General features: G+C 35.7%; 7 protein-coding genes and 1 riboswitch. Of the genes, 4 read left to right on the top strand and 3 right to left on the bottom strand.

Annotation, left to right across the window (positions count from 1 at the left end; translation table 11 throughout):
• Positions 1-121 precede the first annotated feature (121 nt).
• The gene (locus FHP05_RS05630; protein ID WP_147666252.1) at positions 122-319 is read left to right on the top strand and encodes a hypothetical protein; all 198 of its coding nucleotides are present in this window, start codon (positions 122-124) and stop codon (positions 317-319) included.
• A 228-nt stretch (positions 320-547) separates the two neighbouring features.
• Here FHP05_RS05630 and FHP05_RS05625 read toward each other — a convergent pair whose 3' ends face one another.
• On the bottom strand, positions 548-2,011 hold the full coding sequence (locus FHP05_RS05625; protein WP_147666251.1) for a sodium:solute symporter family protein: 1,464 nt from the start codon (positions 2,009-2,011) through the stop codon (positions 548-550).
• A gap of 587 nt (positions 2,012-2,598) precedes the next feature.
• Between FHP05_RS05625 and FHP05_RS05620 the strand changes: the two genes are divergently transcribed.
• The 3 genes from FHP05_RS05620 to FHP05_RS05610 all read left to right on the top strand — a co-directional run bounded on the left by FHP05_RS05620 (position 2,599) and on the right by FHP05_RS05610 (position 6,361).
• The gene (locus FHP05_RS05620; RefSeq protein WP_147666250.1) at positions 2,599-3,561 is read left to right on the top strand and encodes an SLAC1 anion channel family protein; all 963 of its coding nucleotides are present in this window, start codon (positions 2,599-2,601) and stop codon (positions 3,559-3,561) included.
• 80 nt (positions 3,562-3,641) lie between these two features.
• Positions 3,642-3,806: riboswitch (M-box (ykoK) riboswitch) on the top strand.
• Positions 3,807-4,033: 227 nt separating this feature from the next.
• On the top strand, positions 4,034-5,020 hold the full coding sequence (mgtE, locus tag FHP05_RS05615; protein ID WP_147666249.1) for a magnesium transporter: 987 nt from the start codon (positions 4,034-4,036) through the stop codon (positions 5,018-5,020).
• A gap of 243 nt (positions 5,021-5,263) precedes the next feature.
• Complete coding sequence (locus FHP05_RS05610) at positions 5,264-6,361, top strand: M24 family metallopeptidase (protein WP_147666248.1); 1,098 nt, start codon at positions 5,264-5,266, stop codon at positions 6,359-6,361.
• A gap of 68 nt (positions 6,362-6,429) precedes the next feature.
• Here FHP05_RS05610 and FHP05_RS05605 read toward each other — a convergent pair whose 3' ends face one another.
• Together FHP05_RS05605 and FHP05_RS05600 are read right to left on the bottom strand one after the other, a co-directional pair.
• Positions 6,430-7,410, bottom strand: coding sequence for an ornithine cyclodeaminase family protein (locus FHP05_RS05605; RefSeq protein ID WP_147666247.1), 981 nt, complete (start codon positions 7,408-7,410; stop codon positions 6,430-6,432).
• A 95-nt stretch (positions 7,411-7,505) separates the two neighbouring features.
• Positions 7,506-8,810: an MFS transporter gene (locus tag FHP05_RS05600; RefSeq protein ID WP_147666246.1), complete on the bottom strand. Its 1,305-nt coding sequence runs from the start codon at positions 8,808-8,810 to the stop codon at positions 7,506-7,508.
• Positions 8,811-8,963: the final 153 nt, after the last annotated feature.

The following is an 8,963-nucleotide window of genomic DNA, read 5'->3' as shown; positions in this document are numbered from 1 at the left end:
TATTTTTAGCGCGGAAATTTTATTTGTTTGGGAGGGGTACCCCTCCCAAACAAATAAAATTCAATCATAGATTATAAAAAGTTGAAAACTTGTATTTGGGATTTTACACAGGATTTAGGACTTGACTCATTATATCGGGATTCAGGCACAGATATCGGGATTCCAGCACACTTATCGGGATTCAGAGCATTATATCGGGATTCAGAGCAACATATCGGGATTCGAGCACACTTATCGGGATTCAGGCGCATATATCGGGATTCAGGCGCTTATATCGGGATTCAGGCGCTTATATTGGGATTCGAACACAGGTTATTAAAAGGGGGGCTGTTAAGACAGCCCCCCTCGCCTTTTATTCTTCTTCCTCAATCGAATAAAATTTCCATAGTAAAAATGTAAATAAAGATACAGAGAAAATGAGGCCTGACAGCCAAATTGTAAGCATTGTATTGATCCACATGGTATTACTCCTCCTTATATTTTAAGAATATATTTTATCAAGGTGTGTGTATTGTTTGTATAAAATTATGAATTTTCCGCGAAAATATTAAGAAGCTTTTACTGGTCTTTTAAAGATATTGGCCAAAATAAACATGGAAATAATTCCAATTGCTGTTGCCCAACCACCTGCTGCGAGTGGGCTTGACTCGACTCCTGTAAATACAATTACTAAATATGCTGCCATACCGATAATCATGGATCCTTCTGCTGCACGTGGGGATGCTTTCTTTTTACCGAAAACAGCGTACATAATCGGTCCTAATGTTCCAGCAGAGACACCAGAAATTCCAACCCACATTAAATCTGCTAAAAATGGAGGTGGACTGATGACGAGGATAGCGGCTATGACACCGACACCCAATACGGCAATCCGACTGATTTTTAAAGCGATTTTATCTGCTTTTTCCTCACTTACTTTGACAATTCCTTTTTTAACGAGAACTTTTTTGAAAATATCATTTGCAAAAACAGTTGACATAACAACAAACAAACCATCTGTCGTTGATAGTGCTGCTGCCAAAATAACAACTGCTACAAATGCAGCTAAAATTGCTGGGAATCCCCATTCAACATATTCTAATAAAGCTAAGTCAGCTGCTTCTAAGCCTGGAACAGCAACACGTGCATACAATCCACCAAAAAGAACGAGTAGACACATCGCCGCTGCTACAATATAAACAATAATCATTTTCCGTAAATCTTTTTTATGTTTTAGTGACAATACTTTATTAAACAATTGTGGTTGTGCGGAAAAGGAAAATTGGATGATTAATAGACCAATAATGGCTGAAATAGCGTAGTAATTTGATTCTGGGTTAAATACTTCTAGTAATTTACCATCTTGCTCGGCTAAATTATCTGACACATTTTTCAATGTCGATGTAATGCTCCCATCTCCAAAGAATATAATCCCTGAAACAAATACAATCACACCTGTCACAGCCATCATGACAGCCTGTACAGCATCTGTATATACATCCGCATATGATCCTCCAACATACACATAACCAACAACAATCACAGCAATCGCAATCAATCCTGTGTGATAGCTTAATCCGAGCATATTTTGGAAAATCTGCGCTCCAGCAGAGAACTGTGCGGCAATATAGAATAAATTAAATAACATAATTAACCCGGAACCAACTCTTAAAAAGTCACTATTATAGTAATCTCCCAACCAATCTGGTAAGGATAATGATTTTTGAAATTCATTTTGCTTATAAACGGTTTTAGCAATGGTAATAAAACCTAATGGAGCTGAAATAAAGATTGCTAGATATAACCATAAGTTACTAAATCCCCATGCATAGGAATAACCTGGATATCCCATAAATGTAGCCGCACTAAATAAGGTTGCAGCAAGAGACAACCCCAATACATATGGTCCAAGACTTGCACCACTAATTGCAAAATCCTCCATTGTTTTCGTCTTTCTGGCGGCATAAACACTAACACCTACCATAATCAACATAAATAACGTAAATAGAACCCATAGGTACGTACTGACCATGAGAGAATTCCCCCTTTTGTCTATGTTGTATTTTAAAAAGGTTTACTACATAAAGAATAGATAGATTAATAGAGACTCATTCCATTCCAATCTTACTGGCACTCATTTCCTATCTCGGAATATTTTAGTGAAAAATATAATTGTGCATTAAAAAAACGTTCTACAGTTTAGGCTGAGAACGTTTCAATCTATCTTTTTATTCCACATGTAGTAAGTTTAGAAACAGACATCTTGTATCATACAACATGTTGATTTAATATGCAACAGGAAAACTGGAATTTATTAAGTTTCTCGTTTTCTCATAGTGGGGTCCTTTAGAGCAAAGAATAATTGATATATTAACGAATATCAGAATGCAAAAACCATAATAAATGCTGGCTTAATACTATTATCATTACAATTTATATAGCAATCTATATTGTATTTCCCCGTTAATTTCCCCACAGAAAATACTACTTGAAACAAAAAAGATGACAATCACTAAATTTTTTTGTAAGATAGAATATTAGTAACAGATACCCCATTAGGTATACAAACCGATTTATATAAATTAATAACAGTACTAATCATAGGAGGAAAAAAGGACAATGACAAACGACCAAAGAAGTATCCGCTACTTCCCGATTGCATTATTCGCAAGTGTCATGGGAATCTCAGGTGCAGCAATAGCATTAAAACAATTCGAACAGCTATATGAATTAGAACCATCTATATCAACTGTTTTTCTTATTATGGCAGTTCTTTTATTTATCATAAATGGTGGTATGTTACTCTATCGAGTGATTGCCCACACAGAAGATGTAGCGACTGATTTTAATCATCCAGTGAAAATGAATTTTTTCGGAGCTATTTCTATTAGTCTTTTATTAATAAGTGTTCTCTTCTATGATATTCAGCAACTCACATCTCTTATTATTTGGGGAATTGGTAGCCTATTGCAACTAGGTTTAACATTACTCATATTAACAAAGCTCATGTGGAAATCAGCTTTTCAAATTCAACAATTCAACCCTGTCTGGTTTATCCCAATCGTAGGAAACATCGTTGTCCCATTGGCTGGAGTTTTTCATGTGGGTGCATTTATCAACTGGTTATTTTTTAGTATAGGAATTTTATTCAGTATCATCTATATGACTTTATTTATGAATCGGATGTTTTTTCATCCGTCACTACCTAGACAACTAATACCTACTTTGTTTATATTACTAGCACCACCAAGTATCGGATTTATGTCTTATATCAAACTGACTGGTAAGCTTGATGTGTTTGCTTATATTTTATATGGAATTGCCTTCTATTTAGGTTTATTATTTCTTTTTCAAATCAAACGATTTTTCAGTGGGCCATTTTTTATTTCATGGTGGGCATTTCTCTTCCCAAGTGCAGCGATTACGAATGCTACTTTTCTAATGTATGAGAAAACAGGAGAGATGTTTTTCCGTATGCTTTTTCAACTACAGATTATCGGGCTTGTTATATTAACACTTGTATTGATTTGGAAGACTGTAGAACTTGTGAAAATGAAAGCATTATGTAAAAAGTCAGGGTAATATTTTTAAATGCTACTTGACAGATATGTAATAAATCACATATAATACCATCCAGATTGTAAATTTTTCAAAAAATTCATATGAACCTTCGTTAGGTGAGGCTCCTGTATGGAGATATGCTACTGCCCAAAAAGGTCGAGAGACTCCAATGGGTCGAACTAGAATCATCGAGATAAGGTGATTTTTAATGTAGCTGGAATATTCCTATGCCATACAGTGCTAAAACTAAACGAATGGAGGAAAGTAGAATTCATGCATTGGATGTCTTTTTATTATGTATTGATTTCTATTATGATTAGATATTAAACACCTTCATTCGTTGAAGGTGTTTTTTTATATGTTAAGGGGGTGATGGAATGGATGGTCATATAGGTTTCGATGTTGATGATGATTGGCGAATATGCAAACAATATATGTATGTTGACCACTTCTATCACTCTGATGTGGTCAGCATGTAAGGAGGACCACAGAAATGAGTAAAAAAAGAAAAGTATTATCAAAAGAAACTGTTGGAGAGTTAATGACATTGGATTTCATTACACTTCATGAATCTTTTACTGTAAAACAGGCACTGGATCATGTAAAAAAGCATGCAAAAGAAATGAAAAACATTCACTATTTATATGTTTCTCAACATGACCATACATTGACTGGTACACTATCTCTCCGGGAGTTATTAGGTGCAGATGAAAATTTGATGATTAAACAAATTATGACACATGATATTCATCGTTTATTAATCGATTTAGATCAAGAGGAAGCGGCAAAAGTCTTTCGTGATACGGATTTGGTTTCCATCCCTGTTGTCGATATAAAAGGAAAATTAATCGGAGTTGTCCATGTGGAAGATATCCTGGATGTGATGCAGGAAGAGGCAACTGAGGATTTTCAAAAAATGGCACCTGTAAGTCTACTAGAAGATGGGTTAAAAAACGCAAGTATGTTTACCCTATATCGAAAACGGATTGGATGGCTTGTTGTACTTGTCTTTATGAATGTATTTTCCGGTGCAGGGATTGCTCATTTCGAAGACGTCATAGAATCCAATATTGCCCTCGTGTTCTTTTTACCACTACTTGTTGATAGTGGCGGAAATGCTGGTTCTCAATCAGCAACACTGATGATTCGTGCCATGGCAATAGGTGATATCAAAGTAAAAGACTGGTTAAAAATGTTTACAAAGGAGATTTCTGTTGCAATTGCACTCGGGATAACTATGGCCCTTGCCGTTGCTACAGTTGGAATGTTTAGAGGAGGTGTCGAAATTGCTGTTGTCGTTGCTCTAACAATGGTTCTGATTGTCATTGTTGGTAGTCTAATTGGAATGTCATTACCATTTATTTTCAAAAAGCTAGAATTAGACCCAGCAACAGCAAGTGCACCACTTATCACATCTATTGCTGATATTACTGGAGTATTAATATACTTTTCCATCGCAGCTTGGTTTTTAAGTCTATAATGATGAATTTTTGATATACGTGCTTATTGAAATCCTGATATATCTACGGAAGTCCCGATATACTCGCTGTAATACCGATACACTCGCGGAAATTCCAATTTTTCATGTCGTATGCTTCTTCCAATAGAAAATAGGGATTTCTAAGCATTACAAGGCTATCGTATGATAGAACGTTTCCATTTTGTTATAATAAAGTTATCATCGTTTAATTAATGAAATACAACTTAAGTGGAGGCTACTCATATGACAGTTAATGAAAGACTGAACCAATTACAATCTTATTTAGAGAAACAAAATGTTGACATAGCATTGATCACCACACCAGCAAATGTTTTCTATTATACTGGTTTTCAATGCGAACCACATGAGCGCTTTTTAGCACTTGTGGTTGATCGAAAAATGGAAAAAACAACTCTTTTCGTTCCTGCATTAGATAAAGATATGGCACAGCAGCAATCATCTATTACAAATATTATCGGGATTTCCGATGAACAGAGCCCTTTTGATGTTTTACAAGATAATGTGGCAACAGATGTACAAACGGTTGGCATTGAAATGAAAACAATGAATGTTTTCCAATACAACCATATGCAATCTGTTTTCTCCAATGCGACATTTACCGATGTACAGCCACAAGTAAATCGTCAACGACTTGTAAAATCAAAAGAAGAAATCGATTATATGGTAGAAGCCGTTCATATTATTGAAAAGGTTTATGAGGAAGGTATTAAAAAAGTAAAAGAAGGTATGACAGAAGCAGAGCTTGTAGCAGAGTTAGAATACCTCATGCGTAAATTTGGTGCAGATGGACCTTCCTTCTCGACCATCGCCCTTTTTGGAGAAAATGCTGCACTTCCGCATGGTGCACCAGGATCTCGTAAGTTGAAAAAAGGCGATTTCATTTTAATTGATATGGGTGTTATAAAAGATGGTTACTGCTCTGATATGACAAGAACTTTTGTTTTTCAAGAGGCAAGTGAAAAGCAAAAAGAAATCTATAATATTGTCCTTGAAGCAACAAATGCTGGAATTGATGCCGTAAAAGCAGGAGTTCCACTAAAAACATTTGATATCGCATCTCGTAATGTTATTAAGGAAAAAGGATATGATGCTTACTTCAATAACCGTGTTGGACATGGCTTAGGAATTGATGTGCATGAAGAGCCATCCATCCACGAAAATAATGAGGAAATTGCTGAAAAAGGTTATGTCTTCACGATTGAACCTGGAATATATATTCCAGATTTTGGTGGGGTACGAATTGAAGATGAAGTATATATCAATGAAAAGGGTGACGTGGAAGTACTAACATCCTTCCCGAAAGAATTACAAATCATTTAAAACTATCGTCAACCCGTGCTAGAAATATTAAACCGATAACAGGACATTCTGTTATCGGTTTATTTTTGTTAAATCTCTACCTTTACACCGAAGTCTTGTTTCTTCGCTTCCCGATAGATTCCTTCTGCAACAGCTAAATCGAAATAGGAAGCTCCAACAGATTTAAAGAAAGTAATTTCATCTTCAGCTTCTCTGTAAAATGGCTTTGTCATTAAATCACGTAATTCTCCGTACACATCCGCAAATGACCAAATTCCTTTTTTGTCTGCATGGATAAATTCCCCGGCTTCTTCTTTAGCACCATGAAGATCATCTACAACAATTTTATCTGCTTTTTGAATGGTCACTTCATCTACTTCACGCATGGAGGGTAAATAAGAACCGACCCCGTTAATATGTGTAGCTGGTTTTAAGAGTTTCCCATCAAAAACAGGGGTTTCAGAACGTGTTGCACAATTCACAATATCAGCAGCGTGAATGACTTTATCAACATTGTCAACAATTTCAATATCTTTTTTTATCCCAAAATGTTCAAGCTTTTCTTTAAATATATGCGCCTTTTCTATTGTTCGATTAAATAGAATAAGCTTTTCAATATCTCTTACAGCTAATACACCTAAAACTTGCTCAAAAGCCATGCCTCCTGTACCAATCACACCTAATACTTTAGAATCTTTTCGAGAAAGTTTCTTTGTTGCAATACCACTTAAAGCCCCTGTGCGAAGTCTTGTTAAATAAGAAGCATTCATTAGACAAACATGTTCCCCATTCTCCGTATCTGTCAGAAGTAATACACCTTGTGTTGTCTGTTTTCCAACTTGTGCATTTTCCGGAAAAATAGAAACGGTTTTCATCCCAGCAATATTTTCTGCGTTATCTGCACTAGGCATGTATAGAATAGATGCATGTCTTTCTGGAAATTCAATCACTGTACGATGTGGATTATCTATTTTCCCATTATTCATCGCGATTAAACCAATTTCTAAATCATGAATGGCCTGTTTCATCTGGTAATGTTTCATGATATCTGTTTCTGATAAAATATACATGTAAAATTCATCCTTTTCAATTTTAACTATAATGTATTTTACTGGTACGATTTGTTAGCCTTTCATAGGTGAATGTTTCAGTAATGATAACCCTTTTAAAGCGCTGCCTCATCTTTTTTAAAATATCCTTCATCTAAATCTTGATTACGGCGATCTTTAATTGGCAAGACAGCAATGAGGGATATGACTGCTGTTAAAATAATATATAGTGCAACCGGAACATAGGAATTATCGAATTTTATTAAGAGTGCAGTTGCAACTAATGGTGCTGTTCCACCTGCAACAGCTGCACCTATTTGATAGCCTAGAGATACTCCTGTATACCTTACTTCTGGACTGAAAATTTCCGAAAACATCGTTCCTAATACCGCAGTAATCGGTGCCCAAATAATACCAAGGCCAATGATTGTAGCTAAAATCAATAGTAGGTCCGATTCTTGATGAATAAGCCAAAAATAAGGAAATGCGTATAACATCATTAAAATGGTACCACCTACATATAACTTTTTACGGCCAATTTTATCCGAAATACTTCCCATAATTGGAATGAGTATTGTTGTAATAATCGTGGCAATTGTGACAGCATTTAAAGTAACTGTTCGACTGAAATCTAATTGTTCGGTTGCATAGGACACAATAAAAGTTCCAAAAATATAAAATGGTGCAGTTTCCACTACTTTTGCCCCTGTAGAAATAAGGACTTCCTTCCAATGATAACGAAATGTATCAACAACTGGAAGCTTAGCAATTTCACCTTTTTCCTTTGCCTTTTTAAATGATGGTGTTTCGTCAATCCCCTTTCTAATCCACAGACCAAAGATGACTAAAAGGGCACTTAATAAAAATGGGACACGCCATCCCCATGCCAAGAAAGCATCTTCTGGTAGTAAGGTCATAATGGAAAGAGTGATTGTCCCCATCAACATACCGATTGTAATCCCTGTTTGTGGGACACTACCGAATAAACCACGCTTTTCTTTTGGAGCATACTCAACCGCTAATAGTAGGGAACCACCCCATTCCCCACCTAAACCTAAGCCTTGGATGAGGCGTAAAATAATTAAGAAAATTGGTGCCCAGATTCCAACCATATCATATGTTGGTAGAATACCCATTAAAAACGTAGCAGCACCCATAATACTTAATGTGAGTACTAACGTTTTCTTTCGTCCAATTCGATCCCCAATATGACTGAAAATGACCCCACCTAAAGGGCGGATAAAAAATGCTAGTGCAAATGTAGCAAAAGCAAATAATGTTCCAAAAGCCGGATTTTCTGTTACAAAAAATAACTGATTAAATACAAGTGCAGCAACCGTGCCATATAAGAAATAATCAAACCATTCAACAGCACTTCCAACGACACTTGCAATAAGAACTCTTCGCAAATCTTTCTCCATGTTGTTCTCCCCTTTTACTTACCAATTATCTGTCTATAAAACGATTGTTACCACATGTTTGCTTTTAAGCTTACATCTATTTTGCCTGCCCGCAAAATTATCTTTTTTTATGGTAAAGCGCTTTCTTTTTCAAAAAACATACCACCTTCCTCT

This window comes from Cerasibacillus terrae (assembly GCF_008039555.1).
In the GTDB taxonomy this organism is placed as follows: domain Bacteria; phylum Bacillota; class Bacilli; order Bacillales; family Amphibacillaceae; genus Cerasibacillus; species Cerasibacillus terrae.
Note: the sequence above shows the minus strand (reverse complement) of the source record. Positions and strands in the feature narration are given on the sequence as shown.

Bases quoted from the DNA above. Each gene is read 5' to 3' on its own strand.
- FHP05_RS05625 (WP_147666251.1), bottom strand. From the start codon at position 2,011: ATGGTCAGTACGTACCTATGGGTTCTATTTACGTTATTTATGTTGATT.
- FHP05_RS05620 (WP_147666250.1), top strand. From the start codon at position 2,599: ATGACAAACGACCAAAGAAGTATCCGCTACTTCCCGATTGCATTATTC.
- mgtE (WP_147666249.1), top strand. From the start codon at position 4,034: ATGAGTAAAAAAAGAAAAGTATTATCAAAAGAAACTGTTGGAGAGTTA.
- FHP05_RS05610 (WP_147666248.1), top strand. From the start codon at position 5,264: ATGACAGTTAATGAAAGACTGAACCAATTACAATCTTATTTAGAGAAA.
- FHP05_RS05605 (WP_147666247.1), bottom strand. From the start codon at position 7,410: ATGTATATTTTATCAGAAACAGATATCATGAAACATTACCAGATGAAA.
- FHP05_RS05600 (WP_147666246.1), bottom strand. From the start codon at position 8,810: ATGGAGAAAGATTTGCGAAGAGTTCTTATTGCAAGTGTCGTTGGAAGT.